The organism is Snodgrassella sp. B3837 (assembly GCF_026535955.1).
Taxonomy (GTDB): domain Bacteria; phylum Pseudomonadota; class Gammaproteobacteria; order Burkholderiales; family Neisseriaceae; genus Snodgrassella; species Snodgrassella alvi_E.
Genome location: NZ_JAFNPI010000010.1, coordinates 101,594 through 122,794, shown reverse-complemented (window position 1 = coordinate 122,794; position 21,201 = coordinate 101,594). Strand labels below are relative to the sequence as shown.

Sequence of the window (21,201 nt, the reverse complement as noted above, 5' to 3'; positions counted from 1 at the left end):
TTTTGTCGTTAATGGTTGTGCTTTGAATCGGTATAGGAAATGCGTTTTTTCAATTGCTGCCTATACAAAGGCAGAAACAGGGTCAGCAGGATAAACCAGACTGGAGTGGCTACCAGTCCGGTAAGCGTATCTTTGTCCTGACTAAACAAATACAGCACAAACGCAAAAAATATCAGACACACATAACACATCGGAATGCCAAACGGCATTTTATAAACGGAGCGCGCATGTGCTTCTGGGAAAAGGCGACGATAGCGTAAATAGGCAATTAGGATTACTGCCCAGACAAAGATGAAGCAGATGCTGGAAACAGTGGTCACAATGGTAAATACTTTCATGACATCACCTTCGGCATAAAGCAGAAAGACGCCGATCAGCAATAGTGCACAAGAATATAACAAACCGTTTTGCGGTACGCCGGAGGCTGACAAACGGGCAAATACCTTCGGACCTACCCCGTTGCGAGATAGGCCGTACAACATGCGGCCAGTGGAGTACATACCGCTGTTGGCTGAAGAAAGCGCGGAAGTCAGTACAACAAAATTAATAATTGTAGCGGCCGCGCTGATGCCAATGAGCGTAAACATGTTAACAAACGGGCTGCGGTCTGGTGCCACCATACTCCATGGTGTGACGGTCATGATGATAGTCAGAGCCAATACGTAGAAAACAATCACACGTACCGGTATTTTATTGATGGCTGCCGGTAGTGTAGTGGTGGGATCGTCAGTTTCGGCTGAAGCAGTACCAACAAGCTCTATACCAACAAAGGCAAATATTGCAATTTGGAAGGCTGCAAAGAAACCAGACCACCCGTGAGGCATCCAGCCTCCGTACGACCACAGATTGCTGATTCTGGCTTGAATACCGTTGGTGCTGACAAAACTGGTTATGAGCAGATAACCGCCACAACCAATTAAAGCAAGAATGGCCAAAATTTTAATCAGCGCAAACCAAAATTCCAGCTCGCCAAAAAGCTTCACTGATAGCAGATTGAGCGTTAGCAGAATGATGATGCAGATTATACCGGGTAGCCACAGGGGTACCTCCGGCCACCAGAATTGGGTGTAGCCGGTAATAGCGACAATATCGGCCATGCCAATCACCACCCAGCAAAACCAGTAAGACCACCCAACATAATATCCAACAGTAGGGTTGAGGATATCCGTTGTGAAATCAACAAAAGATTTGTATTGCAGGTTATGCAAGAGTAATTCACCCATGGCCCGCATGACAAAAAACAGAAATGTACCGATGATGATATAGGTAAACAGTACGGAAGGGCCGGCCAGACTAATGGTGCGGCCGGATCCCATAAACAAGCCGGTGCCGATTGCTCCGCCGATGGCAATCAGTTGTAAATGTCTGTTTTTCAGAGTCCGTTTTAATTCGGGCGGCCGGTTCATGTTTTATCCTCTATAAACTTGAAAACAGGAAGTAAACTCATGGTGTGATTTTGACGGATGAATGTAGAGTAACGGGTTATCTTAAGCGGATGTATTTTCATCACTAACAGGCTGTATCACAGCCGTAGCAGTACGTTATTTGTAGGATACAGCACCCAATGATTGGGTAGCGTAGACAGCCTAATGCCCATTACTGTATCACAGTTTTTTACAGTTGCTGTCAATATCTCAATGTAGTGGTTGTATATGGAAAGATGTTGTATTAATGTTGTGGTTTCAAGGTATATTGTATGCGTTTCAGGTTAACTTTAAAAATAATAATTAAACTAATTTTAGGGAGAAATACTCCATGCGCGCGATCCTGACTGGATTGGTGGTAGGCTACGGCTTTATGGTGATGTTTATCAGTACGGCTATAAAGGGTGTCTACCAAATTAATTTTACCGGTCTGGTGCATCATTATGGTGTTGGTATTGAGGCAATGGCTCTGGCTGGCGGTTTCTTTGGTTTGGCGCAAGGGGTGTTTTCAGCAATGGTCGGAAAGCTGTGTGACCGTTGTGGTGCCAGCTATGTACTGTTGTCTGGCATGTTGTCTGCTGCGTGTGCATTTTTGTTGTTTTCTTCTGATAATAGTTTTTTGACTTTTTTGCTCGGTTTTCTGCTGTTCGCCGCATATGCAATGGCGGCTTTGACTTTTGTACCAGTTAGTATTCTGATTGATATGTATGTGATGCCTGAACGGCGTCAGCTAGCTTATGTGCTGGCCACAAATGGTATAGCCGTAGGGCTGATGGTTCTCTCGCCGATTTGGATTTATCTGGAAGGCTATCTTTCATGGCCCATGCTGTGCTCAGTGCTGGCTGCAATATTTGCCTCTCTGGCTGTTATACCAGCGTTGCTAAACTGTCTCGGACGGACTCCGGTGAAAATACCAGTAGCGTTACGTGCTGTAACAGCTCCTTTCACCCAGCCAAATGCACAGGCTGTCAAACAAACCACGCTTGCGTCTCTGCCGCGCTACTGGTATTTCGACCGCAGATTCTTACTGGCTGCACTTGCTTTTTCAGGCTGTGGTACGTCGATGATTTTTATAGATGTGCATTATGTGCCCGCTATTCAGGAAATATTGCAGCATCGTACCGCTGCTAATCTACTGACCGGTTTTTCGCTCAGTCTGCTTGGTTTATCTGAGGCACTGGGAAGTTTGCTGATTGGCTATATAGTGTCGAAAAAAGTATCGCTGCCATTGCTCTTGGGTATGTTGTTTCTACTGCGCTGTGCCACACTGATGGCGTTGGTATTGTGGCCTGAACCAGTGATGGTGCCGTTGTTTGGTATATTTTTCGGCATTACCTATATGGGTACCGTGATTATTATCTCGCGTCTGGCCGGTACTATTTTTGGATACCGCTATAAAGGATTTATTTTTGGTGCCTTCTTCCTAATTCATCAGCTAAGTGGTTTGCTTACAGCATGGCTGGGCAGTTTGCTGCGGGTTTATTGTGGTAGCTATTTTCCGGTTATCTGTTTTGTTGCGGTATGGCTGGCCTTATCAGCAGGAGCGTCTTTACTTCTATCGATTATGAAAAATAATCCAGATGCCGGTACAGGCTCTGGGAATGATAGTCGGTTTCAAGTTAAATACGAATAATAGTTCCTGTCTGGAATGAGACAGTCTTGATTGTGGCCTTGTTAGCCGTAAAATAGACACAACAGATTTAAATAGTAAGAGTGTAGACAATGAGTGAAAATAAAGTGGTTCATTACCTGAAAGATTATCAGGCTCCCGATTTTGCAGTGGCAGAAATTGATTTGACCTTTACGATAGAGGAAGCTTATACCCTTGTGCGCAATCGCATGATGATTGTTCCGCATGAGGTAGGTAGACCATGTGTGCTGGATGGCAGTGCTGAATTATTGCAAATTGTGCTGAATGGAAAATGTCTTTCTCCGCATGAATATGCGATAGCCGATGAAAAACTGACAATACATACGGTACCGGATACTCAGTTTGAGCTTGAAATTACCACTAAATTGTATCCAGCGCAGAATAAAACGCTGATGGGGTTGTATGAATCTGGCGATAATCTGTATACCCAGAATGAACCGGAGGGTTTCCGTAAGATTACTTATTATTTTGACCGGCCGGATGTGATGAGTCAGTTTACCACTACCATTATCGGTGATAAGCGGCGCTATCCGGTAATGTTGTCTAACGGTAATCTGATTGACAGTGGTGAATTGGATAACGACCGGCACTGGGTTTGCTGGCGTGACCCGTTTGCTAAACCCAGCTATCTCTTTGCTCTGGTTGCCGGACAATTGGCGGTGTTGGAAGGTAATTTTACCACTCGCAGTGGGAAAGAAGTGGCACTGAAATTTTATACCCGTCCAGAAGATCGGGAAAAAGCAGGTTTTGCGCTGGAATCTTTGAAACACGCCATGCAATGGGACGAGGACCGCTTTAATCTGGAATATGATTTAAATATATTTATGGTCGTGGCTGTGAGCGATTTCAATATGGGTGCCATGGAAAACAAAGGCCTGAATATATTTAATACTAAATATGTGCTGGCTAGCAGTGATACGGCAACCGATGCTGATTTTGAAGCCATTGAAGGGGTAATCGGTCATGAATACTTTCATAACTGGACCGGTAATCGTGTCACCTGTCGCGACTGGTTCCAGCTCTCTCTAAAAGAAGGGCTGACTGTTTTCCGCGATCAGGAATTCTCTGCTGACCGCGCTAGCAGAGCGGTGCGTCGTATTCACAATGTTAGGGTATTGCGCAGTATGCAGTTTGCTGAGGATGCCGGCCCAATGGCGCATCCGGTACGGCCGGCTTCGTATGAGGAAATGAACAATTTTTATACGCTCACAGTATATGAAAAAGGCGCTGAAGTCGTACGCATGTATCATACTTTGCTGGGCGAAGAAGGTTTTCAGAAAGGTATGCAGCTTTATTTTCAGCGGCATGACGGTCAGGCCGTGACTTGTGATGATTTTCGTGCAGCGATGGCGGATGCCAATGGTGTGAATTTAGACCAGTTTGCATTATGGTACAGTCAAGCTGGCACACCGCAGATTAAAGCGCATGGCGACTATGATGCACACAATCAAACTTTCAGCCTGCATCTGCAGCAATTCATTCCGCCTACTCCGGATATGGCCGATAAACAGCCGATGGTGATTCCGGTAAAAATTGGCTTGCTAGACAAAAATGGTGCATCTGTCGCTTTTAAAATGGCCGGTACCGCAGATAAAACTGAAGAAACGGTTCTGGTATTCAATCAAACAGAACAAACGTTTGTATTTCATGATGTAGCGAAGGAAGTCGTACCTTCATTGCTGCGCGGATTCAGTGCACCGGTACGACTAGACTATCCTTACAGCGATGCCGATTTGATGTTGCTGCTGGCACATGACAGCGATTCTTTTGCGCGCTGGGAAGCGGCACAAACTTTGTATCGTCGTGCATTTGCTTCCAATCTGGATGCACTGGCTTCTGGCCAGCCGCTTCCGCAACATGCCGAACTGGCACAAGCGCTAACTTCAGCTTTGAATGCCGATATTGACCCAGCGTATAAAGCGGTCTTGCTACAGGTACCGACAGAAGCAGAACTATGGGAAGATGTGTCTTCAATTAATCCTGAGCAATATGTATGTGCGCGTCAGGCTTTGTTGCAGAGTCTGGCCAGTAGTGTGCAGGATACGCTGACACACTGGCGTGAATGGGCGGATGAACAGGAGCGTACCAGCCGGCATCAGGCACCGCAGGAGTATCATCCTGATCTGGCTGGTGTTCGTAGTTTGCGTAATACATTACTGCATTGGGGTGTGTTGGCCACTGCAGATTTGCTACACAACATAGTAAACGAATTCAGCCAGCGTGCTACTAATATGACCCATGAATACGGAATGCTTGCGGCCATAAATCATTTGTCTGATGATAAACGCAATGACTTGCTGAATCAGTTTGGCCAGCGGCATGCGCAAGACGATCTGGTAATGGATAAATATTTTATCCTTATCGGTAGTAGTCAGCGTCCAGACACATTGCAGCAGGTTGAAAAGGCTTTGCAGCATCCGGCTTTCAGTTTGGAAAATCCGAATAAAGTGCGCTCATTATTAGGCAGTTTCAGTCGTAATATCCCTCATTTCCATGCTGCTGACGGTAGCGGCTACCGTTTCTTGGCGGATTATATTCTGCGTATTGATGAATTTAATCCGCAAGTGGCTTCACGGCTGGTGCAGGCATTTAATCTGTATGACCGGCTAGAGCCCCGGCGCAAAACGTTGATGGCTGAACAATTGCAGCGCATTCAGAAACATGAGGGTTTATCTAAAGACAGCCGTGAGATTGTAGATAAAATTTTGCATAGCTGAAATATGTAAATTTATTTTGCTGCTGTATATTTTTTCAGAGCACTACTGCTGAACAGTAGTGCTCTTTATTATTGGTGTATAAACAACTGAACCATAAATGACGCTGGATTTGAGTGTAAGGCATCAGCTTTCCAGTAGCTGTTTGCCCAGATAGTCGTTGTCTCTGGCCATGCCAGGCAGGACAAAGTAAAAGCCTCCACCAAAAGGTTTGATATACCGTTCGAGGGGTTCTCCATTCAGGCGGTTTTGGGTATCGATAAAGCCTTTTTTCAGGTCGTTCTGATAGGCTACGAAAATCAGTCCCATGTCTAGTTGACCGCTGGGTAAAACGCCAAGTGAATAGCTGAAGCTGCGTCGGCGCAGTTTGGCTACGTGCCGCTCGGGAATACGTGGTTCGGCACGACGCATATGTGAATCAAATAAGATACGGTCGCCATGCGGGTCTCGTTTCATTTGCGGATCATCCATCTCATGCTTCATGCCGATAGGGGCACCGCTGGATTTGTAACGGCCAAAATCGTTTTCCTGATCTTCTAGCGGTGTTCTATCCCAAAATTCCAGATTGAAGCGAATCATGCGGATGGCCTGATAACTACCACCCAGACACCATGCTGGTTCGTGATTATTAGCAGTGACCCATACCAGCTCGTTCATCAGTTTGCTGTCGGTAATGGCTGCATTGCCGGTGCCGTCTTTAAAGCCAAACAGATTGATGGCGGTGCTGTGATGGTCAATATCCCTTGCCGGTAAAAATCCGTCCATTTTCCAAAGTGGTACCATATATCGATTACAGTGATGGATGATGTCGCGCAGAGCATAGATGACACTTTCACGGCTGTTGGCGCAGAACTGGATTGATAAATCACCGCCACACCAAGATTTCTCCAGCCGGTCGTTGGGGAATCGTGGCATGGGAATCAGTTTTTTTGGTTTCTGCTGAGCCAGACCGAAGCGTTGATCGAATAGGCTGGCGCCAACGGCAACAGTGATAGTGAGGGAATCGGGTGCGATATTCTGTCCAAGCAGACCGGACTCGGGCGGAGGAAGCTGGTCTGTTTTGTCTGCTCTTAAGCTCTGAGGACGAGTAAGAAAGGCAATGCGCTGAGAAATAAGCTGGAGTAATTGTTGTAGCTGAGTTTTGTCTCGTGCGGTAACGTTAAAAGCGACAAAAATAGCCTCTTTGGTATCTGGTGTAATCACACCGGCCTGATGTCTGCCCCAATAGTCTACGGCTTGATTGTAATCGTGGCTACAAGTTCCAGCAGCGCTAGCTGTGTTGCTGATACCTAATCCTGTCATTCCTAAGCTGCCGGCCAGCAACATTTTCATGCCATGGCGACGGGCAGGACTAGCCGGATTGTCTTTTGCTGTGGTAGCTGTTTCAGATTGGTGAGTTAAGGTATTTTTGTTCATAACTGATATCAATGAGGATATTTGTAGTAAACCTTTACGCCCAGCTGCGCACGTAATTGTGCCAGCCTGCTGCTCTGGAGGCTGAGCAGAGAATAGAGGCGGTCGTGGTCTGTTTGGCTCAGCTGACTGAAGCTCTGAAACTGATTATTGGGTAATTGATAGTGCTGTAGGACGGCAAAAATCTGCTGGTATCCACTATCAAGTGACATGCGTTGTTGTGTCGAAATAAAGGGAGTCAGATATTGAACAATTTGCGCTGAGCCAGTTACATTGGCCTGAATATCGGCCAGATCGCTGTGACTGTATTGATTTTCTTTACCGGCCAGCTTGGTTTGCAAAATCATTTCTAGAAAATCGGCTGAGGACTGGACAATTTTGGCGATATCCAGTTCATCGGCAGCTACGCGTTTTTGTAGGTCGATGATTTCGTATTGCAGATTGGCAGCTTCAGCCTGTGCCTGTTGCACGTCTTTAAGCACAAATAAATCATATTCCAGACGATGAAAACCGCTAAAAGCAGGGTCGTTAATGCCTTGCAGATAATAATCAGCTCGCGAGTTGATGTTTTCATCGGCATTGCCAAATAATCTAACAATAATTCGGATCTGTTCGTAACTTTGGTGTGCGCGGACATAATCCATCTGAGCCTGTGCCAATTGTTTGTTACGGCAGGCTGCGACGATGGAGTCAAGGTATTGCTGGGTAGTTTTCAGCTGTGTAACGACCTGTTGCTGATAAGCCTGAATGGCCGCATGATATTTTTGCGGGGTGGGAATGTCGCCTTTGGCTGCGACGGCATTGCTATCGTCGATAATGGGGGCTAATAATCCATGTGCCTGAGAAAGAGACGGCAGTAACAAGGCACACAGACAAAGAGTGTGAAACAGACGCCGTGTCATTTGGTTTTTTTCCTTAAGAACAAAAGAGCCATTATTAGCCAGAATAAACCAAAGGTGATCACGCTGATCCACATAGGCTGCGAACGATAGGCAAACAGTGATGATGCAAAGCTACCGAAAAGGCCGCTATCGTCAATGACATGAGAGGTATCCCAAGCCGGATTGATGAGAAAATCAGGGATGGATACGTCGTGTTCGAGTAACATATTGGTCCCGTCTTCAACAGCTTTCAATAACAGTGAAACGGAGAGAAATAACAGCACAACACCGGTGATGGTAAAGAATTTTTTCCATTGGATGAAGCGGCTGGTGAGGATAAATACATAAAAGGTAAATGCGGATACAATGATGCCGATTAGTACGGCCATGAAGAAGCCGGTGTAATTGTGACTATTGAGCTGCATAATCTGACCGGATAGAAAAACGACTATTTCACTGCCTTCACGGGCAATAGCGATGGCAATGATGAAGAGTGCTCCCCACCATGAGTTGCGCGCTACCTGCTGCGCCATTTCTTGTTCGAGTGTGGATTTCATGTTTTTGGCATGGCGGTTCATCCAGTACACCATTTGTACAATTAGTATGCTGGCTACTGCGGACATGGCCATCATAAACAGGGTTTGATGGTCATCGCTGAGCTCTTTGAAGACGCCATTGATAATTAAAGCGAGTATGACTGATATCAGTACACCAAGCCCTATGCCGCCAAACAGATAGCGCATGCCGTTACTTCTGTCGGGGTTGCGGTTAATCCATGAATAAATAATGCCGACTACGAGCAGTGCTTCGAAACATTCGCGCCAGACAACAAAGATGACTTGTCCCATTATATATCCTGTTGTTATTTTACGATTAGCTGCCCTTTGGGCTTATTCAGATGAAAGTCGTCGAAAAAGATATAGGTGCCGGGTTTTTTAGGCGATATGACTACTACTGAAGAGGCGCCGGGTGCCAGTACTTTTTCTTTAACTAGCTGGGTGCTTTCAAATTCCACCGGTCCTTTGCCAATGTTGGTGACCTTAATGCGGATTATTTTATTGGCCGGTGCATTGAGGGTGAGAGGCATCATGTCGCCATCTTTCATTTTTAATTCCAGTGTGACTTTGTCTTCAGCGCTGGCTAAACAGGAAAGCATGAGGCAGACTGAACTGAGCACAATAAGAAAAATTTTTTTCATGATGTTTGCGCTTGTGGCTATGGTGTGCTGATGAAAAGCAGGAAAGGATTATTCTGCCGGTTAAGACCAGAATAATCCTGTCCGTACGACTTAATTCATTAATAGCTGCCTTTGCGGCCTACACCGGTGTAATCAAAATCCCAGCTAACTTCAAATGGTTTGAACCATGGTGCTACGCCGGTTTCTTTATCAATATGACGTGCCATTTGATTGGCAGTAGGTGGGGAGATGCGGTAGGTAACACGGTATTTACCATGGCCATCCAGTTTGATGTTGTCGCCATAGTGCGGACCGTCATTGGCCACCATAGACATAAATTTACCTGAATGTTCGAATTTGCCTTTGTTTAGCTTGGTGACGGCATACTCTACATTTAGGTTGGGAATCCAGTCTCCTTCAGCAAAGCCATTGGGGTTGCCTTCTGTGGCATGAATATCGGCTTCCATGTGGACATCGGATTTGCTGGCCGGCAGATGCATATTGCTGTGATCCATTCCATCAGTATCCATGGTGATGGGTGGGAGGTAGACACCGGAAATTTCCATTCCATTTTTGATGATGGGTTTACCCATCGGATATTCTTGAGCAAAGGCAGCCATGGACACTAGGGCTGCGCTGGCGATCGCAATTTTTTGTAACAGCATGTCTGATTTTCCTATTTATAGTTATGCTGAATCGGTAAGAGACAGCATGACTAGATTAAATTGATAAGTATTATCAATATACTCTTTTTACGAATGTTAGAAAACCATTAAATTGTGTTTTTTTGCGCTGGTTTAGTGTTATTTATTGCTATGCTGAAATGTCTGATTTTTGATGGTTTTTTTATTAGACTGGGCTGGGTTCTGTCTGTTGCTGAATAACTCTCTGTATGATGATTTGATTGATAAATGAATGATTTGTGCCGAATCATTCATCTGCCGGAGCTTTGAGCAGTATCTGTTTAATCAACATTGGTATGAAATTGTGATTTTGTGGCTAAATGGTATAAATAATTATTGTTGCAGTGTGCACAAGCTATTGATATATAAGTTAAGTAATGTTAAATTATCGCTTCGGCCGGATAGGGTGCTGGTGAAGGATTTGCCGGCAGCGTTTATCGATCATATTTGTGGTTTAACTTTCGGAAATATGTTCTGGCTGAAATCTGTGCAGTCTGATGTGGCTGCCTATGGTGTGGTCACCATAGGCAGGATGTGACTAGGATTTTTGTAATACTTGCCAGATTTGTTGCGCGATGGGTTCGATGCCGTTCCACAGCAAAGGATTCCAATTGCGCTGTTTGCAAAATGAAAACACCATGGTTTCGGCACTGAGGATACTTTTACAGGGCCTGAAAACCAACAATCCGCTGTCCTGCCAGTCTGAATCGGCTCTGACGATATAAGGAGACAGGATATAGGCGGTATATTCGGCTGCTTCATCTGGTTCATTGAGCCATGGACTGCCGATTGGTGTGGTTTGTTGTAGATAGTAAAGGGCATAGGGATGCTGCAATTGTATGTTGTCGTGCAGTGCAGTGGACAGTGTGTTCTTGTCTGGTGCAAGAAGTTTCATTGTCTGTCTCCCTGTGCATGGTTTATGTCAAATACATTATTTGTATTTGTCATGTAATATATCTGTGTGTCTTGACGATATCTGATTGTGTGGTGTGTTTGCGCAAACAGGTAATGTGGCAGATTGTGATGGGGGAGATTCGCTTTGTAGATGTTCATATTATTGCCTTTCTCTTTGGTCCAGAAGCCGCAAATGTGCTGTCAAACACAGATGGCGGCAGACAAATGGCAGGGTTGACAGACCGACAAAGAGAACCGGCAGGCGCGAAGCCTCCCTGCCACTGTCCACCATGAATGAGGAGGAGGCAATGGATATTTACAGACAAAAAAGCTACTCCGTGGGTGAGTAGCAGGATGTCTGCCTCTTTGATCAGCCTGTCAAAGCTGGTTGCGCTATTGAACGCAACGTCTTTATCTTGCCGTTAAAGCTTGGTACTGTCAAATATTGCCGTGTACCAGATGTTCCGGTTGTTTGCTGTGTGTTTTCAATCGGGGTAAAAGAGGAGTTTTTACCGTTTTTCTTTTGTCTCGTTGGTAACCATAATGATCCCCTTTAAGGTTTTTTGATTTGCCGGCATGTTGGGCTGAATACCGTTCTTTAAACGGTATGTACAAAGAGTAAACTGACTGATTTACTGTTATATGATGAGTATACCCCTTAATTTTTTTTCTGAAGGTGCCTAAACAAGCTTTGATAGCCGTGGGCTATAAATTCGACGGAAATGCGACATTACTGATGAGTATTGTTGTATTTGAGGAATGTTGCTGTGCAGACAGACTGTATGAAGTTAGTTATGCAATTTATGACAATATTTTATTTAAAGTGTTGTTTATTGGTTGCAAAAGGGTATTCTTAAATCTAAATAAAAGTTGTAGATTAGGATTCTGATTTGTACGAGAACACGATATTTAAATATTATTACTTATTTATATGAAAAATGGATAATCATATAGATTAGACTGGTTGGTTAGTTTAATTACCTGATTAAGTTACCCATGATTTATGTTGAAATGATAGTCATGTCTGAATTGATTGCTGAGTAAAGTCAGTGCTTTTTCAGGATTTTTTTGTTTGATCATTCTTTATTATGTCTGTTTGAAATGTAAGCTTGTCGGCTACTTTAAAGTTTATATGGATGGTGCTGAGGTTATCAATATAATTTATGAGTTTTGGTATAGTAGATATCTATCTTTTTGTCATGATTAGAACCAATTCGGTTATTTAGGTTTTGTGTTGCTGTCAATATGATGATATTACTTGTTGGACTCCAGGTATGATGGGATGGAAATAACTGAAGGCTTTTTTACCTGTAGATAATTGGGTTTTATCAGAATGTTGAGTGAATAACAGTGAAGTGTATGTTATTTATTGATTAGAATTTTTTGTATAAAAAATCGGGCATACATTAGTATGCCCGAGGCTTATGCTGATAATTCAGCTGTTACCATTTATAGCCAACACCAGCGTTGAAACCAGTTTCATGGCCGGTGGTGGATACGCCTGCACCCCATGAGAATTTACCGGTGTTATTAGTGGCTTTGTAGTTGATGCCGACAGCGGTATAGCCATGGTATGAACCCATACCTACGCCTACGGTCTGTTCACCTGCATTAAGCTGTGGCAGATAGGCGCCAGACAAGGCCATGGCCAGTGCGGTACCAGAGTAAGCGCGACGTTCAACATGCTGAACACGATCGTTGACATAGCTCAGATTACGGTTGATGTTTTCCATCTGAGAATTGACACCTTTAAGCTGGGCAACGTTGACTGCATCGGTGTCTGCTGTACCGGCAGCCACGCCAGTAATCTGGCGGTAAACGCCTTTAGATGCATCTCCTACGGACACAGCTGCTTCGGTGCTGGTGGTGGCCATAATGGCTCTAGCCTGCTGTCCGGTAGCCGTTACGGGTATATAACCGCTAATGCCGCCGGCTGTGCTGGCTACTGAGTTGGCCCCCAGTGCGATACCGCCCGCCTGTGTGACAGTGGCATGGTTGCCGATGGCCACGCCGCCAGCTGTGCCAGCTGATGCTTGTGACCCAATGGCTATGGCGTCATTACCACTAGCTGAGGCTGCGCCACCGATGGCAACTGAGTTGGTGCCACTGGCTGAAGCGACGCTCAGGGTGGAGTTAACTTTGGCGTATTTGCTGCCTCCGTTGTACAGATTGGTTAAGGCATCACCGACATTATTGGCAGTTATTGTGCTGCCATCTGCGGCTGTGGTGCTGTAGCTTGGCGCATTGAAGCCGCCGTTACCGGCACGTGTAACCGGACTGTAGCTGGCATTGCCTCCCAAGCTGGCAGCCACGGCAGTCAGTGCATCTGCTGTTGAAGTAGACAATTTTTCGGTGTCTGCAATCGCTTTGTTGGCTTTATTGGTGGCATCCGTGATGGCTGCATTATTGCCGCTGCCGCCCTGATTGGTTAGCTTCTGGTCAAATGCTGTTGACAGGGACTGAATATCGTCCTTAAAGTCATTTCGCATCTTCCACAACTGGCTGCCGTTAACTGCGTCTTTGGAGTCCTTATTCTCATCACCAACTGCTACATTGGTAATTTTCTGACCGCTAGACGAGCCACGACCTGCATCGTATACGGTACCATTCCACTGTAATGCGTTTTTCTGCAATGTTTCCAGTGAAGTGGATAATCCTGCCGGTACGTTGCCTGTAGCAATAGTTAGCTGATCCTGAAGGCTGGAGAGGCTAGTTGATGTGCTTGTAGACAGGGAGTATAACTGCCGTCCATTTATTGCCTGATTTGAGTCAGCAGATATGGTGCCATCTGCAACGTTGCTGATGGTTTTTTCATTTCCGGCTCGTGTCAATGAATAGAGGCTATTGATCTCGTCATCGTACATTACGGCGTGTTTTTTTACATATTCCAGTTCAGATTTGGTATTAGAGAGATCTGAACTTACAGATGCAATTTGTTTGGATGCTGTGGCCATATTTTCCTGAGTGGTGGAAATTAAGCCCTGAACGGTCTGCATTTTTTTGTTGACTTCATCCAGATTCAATTTGTTCTGACTGGCAATATTTTCCACAGAGGAAGATACTGAACTCAGAATAGAGGTTGACAGGCTGAATAGCTGTCCGCCGTTGACGGCATCTGTTGAGTTTTGCGTAACATCACCTGAAGCCACTTGGAGAATTTTCTGTGCAGTACCGGAGCCATGGCTGGCATCGTAACCTGAACCATTCCACATTAAGGCGTCTTTTTGCAAAGTACTGAGGCTGTTGGATGTGGTGCTCAATCCTGTAGCCAGACTTGAGATGCTATTGCTGATATTGGTAAGGTCAGTGCTGTTTCCAGATGCAATGCTGGACAGGCTTTCACTGAAAGAAGATGAAAGCGAGAATAGCTGGCTACCGTTGACAGCATCAGTAGAATCTTTGCCGACTCCTCCGGCTGCTACATTGGTAATCCTTTGGGCACTGTCTGAACCATGGCTGGCATCGTAAGCATTACCTTTCCATTGCAAGGCATCTTTCTGCAATGAATTGATGTTGTTTGCTGCGGTAGACAGACTATCGGCCAGTGTCGAGGTGGATTTGAATACATTATCAATGCGTAAATTGGTTGTACTCAGGCCGGTGGAGAAGGTATTAGACAAGGTATTAGACAGATTATCCATTCCACTGATGGTAGCTGTGGAAAGAGAATATAACTGTCCGGCATTTACAGCATTGGTGGAATTTTCGCTTATATCACCAGCTGCTACGTTAACAATCCTTTGTGCATTGCCAGTGCCGTGGCTGGCATCATAAGCAGCACCATTCCACTGTAAAGCATCTCTTTGTAATATGCTAATGTTATTGGCAGCACTGCTAACACTTGAACTTAGTTTGGAGAGGTTGTTGTTAGTGGTGTTTAGATCATTACTGTTTCCAGCTGCCATGCTGGTCAGACTATCATTGAATGATGATGACAGTGAATACAGCTGGCTGCCGTTTATGGCATCAGTAGAATTACCATTGACGTCACCCGTTGCCACTTTGGTAATCTTTTGTGGAGAGTCTGTGCCGTGGCTGGCATCATAAGCGTTGCCATTCCACTGCAGAGCATCTTTCTGCAGGGTACTGATGTTGCTCACGGCAGTAGATAAATTTCCGGCAATGGTTGAAGTGGACTGCGATATCATATCAATGCGGGTTTTAGCATAGCCAAGGCCGGTAGAAAGGCTGTTACTAAAACTATAAGCAAGATTATCTATATCGGTATTGGTAGACGTAGACAAAGAGTAAAGCTGTCCACCGTTTACTGCATCGGTAGAATCTTGGTTGATGTCGCCGGCAGCTACATTAATGATTCTTTGAGCAGTACCGGAGTTATGGCCAGCATCAAAGGCGGTACCATTCCACAGTAACGCATTTTTTTGCAGGGTACTGATGCTGTTTACGGCAGAAGACAGATTGCCGGCAATGGTTGTTGTAGACTGAGATACTGTGTCTATACGGTTACTAGCTGTATTCAGGCTGGTGGTAAGAGTATTCACTGCATTATTCACTTGCCCCAGACCGCTAGAAGTAGAACTGGAAAGAGAATGCAGCTGGGCACCATTAACGGCATCAGAGGATGTATCGGTTACATCACCAGCAGCTACGTTTGTAATCTTCTGTGGATTACCAGAACCATGGCTAGCATCGAAGGCGGAACCATTCCACTGTAAGGCATCTTTTTGTAAGTTGCCGATACTATTGGCGGCAGAAGAAAGACTTCTAGCAATAGTTGAAGTGGACTGAGATATTGTGTCAATTCGTCCTTGAGTGGCAATTAAAGATGTACTTAGCTGATCGATTGTATTGTTGATATTTCCAATATTACCGCCTGTTATGTTATTGATGCTGTTGCTAACCGTAGTGGAAAGAGAATATAGCTGTCCGCCATTGACTGCATCAGTAGAACCCAGACTTACATCACCGCTAGCGACTTTGGTAATTTTCTGTGCCACCGATGAACCATGGCTGGCATCATAAGCAGCACCGTTCCATTGCAGAGCATCTTTTTGCAAAATAGTAATGCTGTTGTTGGCAGTAGACAGATTACCGACAATTGCTGTGGTGGACTGAGATAAATTATCAATGCGAGAGATTACTGTACTCAGATTACCAGAAACGGTGCTGGAAAGAGAAAACAATTGTCCGCCATTTACGGCATCGGTTGATTCTCTAGTCTCTTTACCTGCTGCTACCATGGTGATTTTTTGTGCATTGCCAGTACCGTGACTGGCATCATAAGCATCATTATTCCATTGCAGCGCATTTTTCTGTATGTCAGTGATATTGTTCATTACACTGGATAGATTAGTCTGAATCTGGCTGGTCGAATTGGAAAGAGCATTAATCTGTAAGTTGGTGTTATTTAGTGCTCCGGTTAGATTATTCACCGAAGTGGACACCGTACTTAGAGAGCTATTAGTGCTATACAACTGACTACCATTCACAGCATCGGTAGAATTCTGATTGATATCACCTAGGGCAAGATTAGTGATTTTCTGCGGACCATCTATACCACGGCTGGCCGTGAAATTGCCATCTTTCCACTGTAATGCATTTTCCTGCAGGGTGCTGATGCTGGTATTAACAGTACTTAGATTGTTGGACAACATAGTAGTTGTACCACTAAGTGTGTCGATACGATTAATCGCACCATTTAGTTTTCCGGTCAAATTGCCGACGGAGGTGATGATTGAGCTTACGCTGAGGTTGGTATTGTAGAGTTGTCCACCGGTTACTGCATCGCTAGAATCTCTATCAATTTTTCCAATAGCCAGATTGGTGATTTTTGTGTATTTAGCATCATAATTTTCACCGTTGATAAGTAAAGCATTTTGCTGCAGGCTATTAATTTTGTCCGTAGCAGTGGATAAACTGCCGGAAATTCTGGAAGTAGAATCTGCGATACTATTGATTCGTATAGCATTATTGTTCAAGCTGTTGGTTAAATCAGCCATCGAGTTTGTGATAGTAGTTATTTTTGTATTGGTTTCATAAAGCTGACTACCATTAATAGCTTGCGTTGAAGTAGGTGACACATCTCCATTATCAACGTTTATCAGTCTCTGTGGTTTACCATCTCGCAGCAGATCGTAAGCACCGTAATCAGTATTCCATTGAATAGAATTGTTTTTGAGTGTACTGAGATTATTATTAGTAGTGCTTAGGCCTTTGTTTAAGGCATCGATATTATCTGCCAGACCATCGATTTTGCTCGTGGTATTCCGGACAGTGCTGATTGTAGTAGACAAAGAGCTGATACCTGTTGAAGCCGAGCTAGACAATTGGAATATCTGGCCAGCATTGACAGCGTCGGTAGAATTGGGGGCCAGAATACCAGTTGCAATATTGGTAATTCGTTGTGGTGATCCGCTATCGTGACTGGCGTCATAGGCTATACCATTCCATTTTAGTGCAGAAGACTGCAATGTATTCAGACTGGCACCAAATGTGGCAATGGAATTATTTGCCTTTTCCAAGGTTGCATTGGTTGTATATAACTGCGAAGCATTGACAGCATCAGTAGAATTTGCGCCCAAAGTACCATTACTCACATTGGTAATCTTCTGTGGTGTACCAGAATCATGGCTTGCATCATAGGCCGCCCCATTCCACTTCAATGCAGAAGTCTGCAATGTGCTTAGACTGCTTGAAATGTTGATTATGTTATTGTAATTGTTAAAATTGGATGTAGAAACCGAAGACAAAATAGAATTAGTGGTGTAAAGCTGACCAGCATTAACTGCTTCATAGGAATTAGCTGCTAGCTGTCCGGGAGCTACATTAGTAATCCTTTGTGGGGCTCCTGAATTATGACTTGCATCATATGCAGACATTAAGTCGTTCCACTGTAGGGCATTATTTTGTAATTTGTTTGCAGAAGCAGTAACTATATTTAAGGAGTCGCTAACTGTAGATAGACTTAAGTTAGTGGTATATAACTGGTTTCCGGTAACTGCATCTGAAGAATCTACATTCAGGGCTCCGTTTGCTAAATTGGTGATTTTGTATCTAGCACCTTGGACGCCGTGGCTGGCGTCATATCCAACCGTTCCATCCTGATAGCGCTTCCACTGCAAGGCATCTGTCTGCAAATTATTAACAGTTGTAGATACATTATTTGCAGATGATGATAATGAAGTAAGGATGGAGTTGGTTGTAGACAGCTGACTGCCGGTTACTGCGTCTGTAGAACCAGCTAATAATGAACCGGCTGCAACATTGGTGATTTTTTGCGGTGCACCGGAACCATGGCTGGCATCATACGCACTACCATTCCATTGCAGGGCATCTTTTTGTAAAGCAGAAACATTGGTATTTAATGTGTTGATGTTGTTATTGACGTTACTAAGGTCACCTGCTTTGCTTAAGGTAGTAGAGAAAGAATTCAGTGTGGTAGAAGTTAAAGTAGAAATACTGTAAAGCTGTCCGGCATTAACTGCATCAGTAGAATTGGCTGCCAGGTCGGAAGCAGCAATATTCGTAATTTTTTGAGCGGTGCCCGAACCGTGACTCGCATCATAAGAAGAGCCATTCCATTGCAAAGCATCTTTTTGTAGGTTTGTAATTTTATTGTTTAGTGTACTAATGCTTGTGTTAGCGGAACTTAAATTAGTGCCTAAAGATATGACGCTGTTGCTTAAAATGCCAATGTTGGAATTAACATTGCTTAAATCTCCGGCTCGCTCTAATACAGAGGAAAGGGTACTTATGCCCGTCGAGGTTGATGTAGATAGAGTATAAAATTGTGTTCCATTGATCGCATCTGTAGAATTAAAGGCTACAGAACCAGCGGCAACATTAGTAATTTTCTGAGCTGAAGTTGTGCCATGACTGGCATCATAAGCATTGCCGTTCCACTGTAGGGCATCTTGCTTCAGACCGGAAATATTGTTGGTTATGGAGCTGATATTGGTATTGATATTAGTCAGGTCACCGACTTTACCCAAGGTTGTAGACAGCGAATTCAGCGTTGTGGAAGTAGATGATGAAATACTGTAAAGCTGACCAGCGTTGACTGCTTCAGTAGAATTGGCAACTAGTTCGGCTGCAGCGACATTGGTAATTTTCTGAGCGATGTTTGTACCATGACTGGCATCATAGGCAGAACCATTCCACTGTAAAGCATCTTTTTGTAAACCACTAATATTGGTGTTCAGGGTGCTAATGCTGGTATTAGCACTAGTCATTCCGGTGTTTAAAGTAGAAATACTATTGTAAGCTGAGCTTAGGCTGGTAGATGCAGAGGAAGACAAAGTATAGAGTTGTCCGCCGTTAATTGCATCTGTGGAAGATGATGTGACAGACCCAGCAGCAACATTAGTAATTTTCTGAGCAGCATCCGTACCATGACTGGCATCATAGGCAGAGCCATTCCACTGTAAAGCATCTTTTTGTAAACCACTAATATTGGTGTTCAGGGTGCTAATGCTGGTATTAGCACTGGTCATTCCGGTGTTTAAAGTAGAAATACTATTGTAAGCTGAGCTTAGGCTGGTAGATGCAGAGGAAGACAAAGTATAAAGTTGCCCACCGTTAACTGCATCTGTGGAAGATGATGTGACAGACCCGGCAGCAACGTTAGTAATTTGCTGAGCAGCATTCGTACCATGGCTGGCATCATAGGCAGAACCATTCCATTGGAGTGCATCTTTCTGCAGACCGGATACATTTGTGCTAAGCGTGCTGACGCTATTATTCAAAGGGGTTAAATCGGATGCTGCATTGATTGCAGTAGACAGACTGGTGAACCCATCCGAAGTATAGTTTGCAAGATTTTTTAATTGGGCAACGTTAACCGCATCTGTATCGGCTGTACCAGCTGCCAGACCGTTAATCTGGCGGGTAATCTGAGAAGTTGAATTACCGATGGCAACCGCAGCTGCAGTACTTTTCCATGTTGCAGACTGATTAGTGGTATTAGTATTTTTTCCAGAGGGGTCAAAGCCGACAACACCGGCATCAGTATTGGCCAGAGAATCACTACCCAATGCCACAGATTTTTCTAGAGTGGCATTGGCATTGGCACCTACAGCAGTTGCACTGTCTTTCTGAGCCACACTGCTCAAACCAACTGCTACACTGCCGATACCATCGGAAGTTGCTAGTGACCCCAGTGCGACTGCTGAAGTGCCGGTAGCCTGTGAACCAACGCCCATTGCTATTGAGGTTATTCCAGACGCGAGAGCAGCGACTCCATATGCCTGTGCGCCACCGGCTGTAGCAGTGGCATTATTCCCGAAAGCAGTAGAGTAGTTACCTGTGGCATAAGATCCGCAGCCAGTTGCAAAAGAATAGACGCCGTAAGCTACTGGCATAACATTAGAGTCTCCTCCAGTAGGTGTACCCATAAAACCGCTTGAACCGCTTGTTGTTCCGTTTGTTACGCCGTCACCATTCCAGTTTTGTTGACCGTTACTCGTGCCGTAAGGATTAGTGGTTACAGTACCTCCTAACACGGTTTTGCCGGTAAAGGATGAATTTTGTACAAAACGCAGGTACTCTTCTTGCGCTGAGATGCCAGTTTGACCTATATTTCTACGGCCATTCACTTTGTCTGCACCACACCAGTCATCATCGCCTGCAAGAACAACGCTACCATGGCTTCCATTTGAATATAATTCAGTTGCGGCGCTACTACTTGGATTTAACCCACCTGTAATGGCTACGTTTGCTGCTGTAGCTGGTGTAATGAGATGCAATTGCAGCATAAGTGCGGTAAGCGTAAAGCTGACAATTTTTTTCAGTCCACATTTATTCAGTAATCTTTTACACAAGGGAAGATCAGAGACGATATTCGATTTTGTATGGCTATTTGCTAATTCTGATGCTGCTACCCATGTTTGTGTGTGTTCATTCCAGACATTACGATATACCTTGTTCATAGGTGACTCCTGATTTTGATTAATTAACTAACAAACAAACTAAACCTCTTATTTAAATTTCTTTTTCTGCGGTGTTCTGTTGATACCTACAAATAAAACTGTAAATCTGAAAACAAATTGCCTGTATTGCTATCCATTAATCATTAATTAATAATTAATGGCAGCTTTGATGGCAGATTACGCTTGAAAAAAAGATGCTTATAAGTTCTTAATTTTTAATTATTTATATTTTCGGAAGAATGGTTGATTTAACCTAATGTTGTAACTATTTAATATAATGGTATTAATTCAGACCTAATTTTAATATTTAAATTAATTAATTAACAAATGTGGATATTTAAAAAGAGAAATTAGAATAGCTGAAGCACAGGTGGTTATGCTGAATTTGATTAATTTTTGATTTTGCAGACTATCTATATGAATGTTTGTAAAAAAATATCACTTCTAAAAATAAATATTCTAAACATAAGTTATGTT

Annotated in this window: 12 protein-coding genes; 4 read left to right on the top strand and 8 right to left on the bottom strand. The window is 44.1% G+C overall.

Annotation, left to right across the window (positions count from 1 at the left end):
- Positions 1-8: 8 nt before the first annotated feature.
- The gene (locus tag J3U67_RS03915) at positions 9-1,406 is read right to left on the bottom strand and encodes an amino acid permease (protein ID WP_267403906.1); all 1,398 of its coding nucleotides are present in this window, start codon (positions 1,404-1,406) and stop codon (positions 9-11) included.
- 349 nt (positions 1,407-1,755) lie between these two features.
- Between J3U67_RS03915 and J3U67_RS03910 the strand changes: the two genes are divergently transcribed.
- Complete coding sequence (locus J3U67_RS03910) at positions 1,756-3,057, top strand: MFS transporter (protein WP_267403904.1); 1,302 nt, start codon at positions 1,756-1,758, stop codon at positions 3,055-3,057.
- Between the two features lie 89 nt (positions 3,058-3,146).
- Complete coding sequence (gene pepN / locus J3U67_RS03905; protein WP_267403902.1) at positions 3,147-5,792, top strand: aminopeptidase N; 2,646 nt, start codon at positions 3,147-3,149, stop codon at positions 5,790-5,792.
- A gap of 123 nt (positions 5,793-5,915) precedes the next feature.
- Here pepN and efeB read toward each other — a convergent pair whose 3' ends face one another.
- From efeB to J3U67_RS03880, 5 genes are all read right to left on the bottom strand, one after another.
- A complete protein-coding gene (gene efeB, locus J3U67_RS03900) occupies positions 5,916-7,205 on the bottom strand; it encodes an iron uptake transporter deferrochelatase/peroxidase subunit (protein WP_267403900.1) in 1,290 nt (429 codons plus the stop codon).
- 8 nt (positions 7,206-7,213) lie between these two features.
- Entirely contained in the window at positions 7,214-8,104 is an 891-nt protein-coding gene (locus J3U67_RS03895) for an EfeM/EfeO family lipoprotein (protein ID WP_267403898.1), read from the bottom strand.
- Positions 8,101-8,931, bottom strand: a complete 831-nt coding sequence (locus J3U67_RS03890) for an FTR1 family iron permease (RefSeq protein ID WP_267403896.1) — start codon at positions 8,929-8,931, stop codon at positions 8,101-8,103. Before J3U67_RS03890 ends, J3U67_RS03895 begins: the two co-directional genes overlap by 4 nt.
- Before the next feature lie 14 nt (positions 8,932-8,945).
- Positions 8,946-9,281, bottom strand: coding sequence for a cupredoxin domain-containing protein (locus J3U67_RS03885; protein WP_100140757.1), 336 nt, complete (start codon positions 9,279-9,281; stop codon positions 8,946-8,948).
- 98 nt (positions 9,282-9,379) lie between these two features.
- Complete coding sequence (locus tag J3U67_RS03880; RefSeq protein WP_100140756.1) at positions 9,380-9,925, bottom strand: iron transporter; 546 nt, start codon at positions 9,923-9,925, stop codon at positions 9,380-9,382.
- Between the two features lie 430 nt (positions 9,926-10,355).
- On the opposite strand from J3U67_RS03880, the gene J3U67_RS03875 reads away from it, so the two are divergent.
- Positions 10,356-10,481 carry a hypothetical protein gene (locus J3U67_RS03875; RefSeq protein WP_257381141.1) on the top strand — a complete coding sequence of 42 codons (126 nt, stop codon included), beginning with the start codon at positions 10,356-10,358 and terminating at the stop codon, positions 10,479-10,481.
- Here J3U67_RS03875 and J3U67_RS03870 read toward each other — a convergent pair whose 3' ends face one another.
- A complete protein-coding gene (locus tag J3U67_RS03870; RefSeq protein WP_100140754.1) occupies positions 10,482-10,838 on the bottom strand; it encodes a hypothetical protein in 357 nt (118 codons plus the stop codon).
- A 71-nt stretch (positions 10,839-10,909) separates the two neighbouring features.
- Between J3U67_RS03870 and J3U67_RS03865 the strand changes: the two genes are divergently transcribed.
- Positions 10,910-11,131: a hypothetical protein gene (locus J3U67_RS03865; protein WP_143558393.1), complete on the top strand. Its 222-nt coding sequence runs from the start codon at positions 10,910-10,912 to the stop codon at positions 11,129-11,131.
- Between the two features lie 1,148 nt (positions 11,132-12,279).
- On the opposite strand, the gene J3U67_RS03860 is transcribed toward J3U67_RS03865, so the two are convergent.
- Positions 12,280-20,724 carry an ESPR-type extended signal peptide-containing protein gene (locus J3U67_RS03860; protein ID WP_267403891.1) on the bottom strand — a complete coding sequence of 2,815 codons (8,445 nt, stop codon included), beginning with the start codon at positions 20,722-20,724 and terminating at the stop codon, positions 12,280-12,282.
- Positions 20,725-21,201 lie beyond the last annotated feature (477 nt).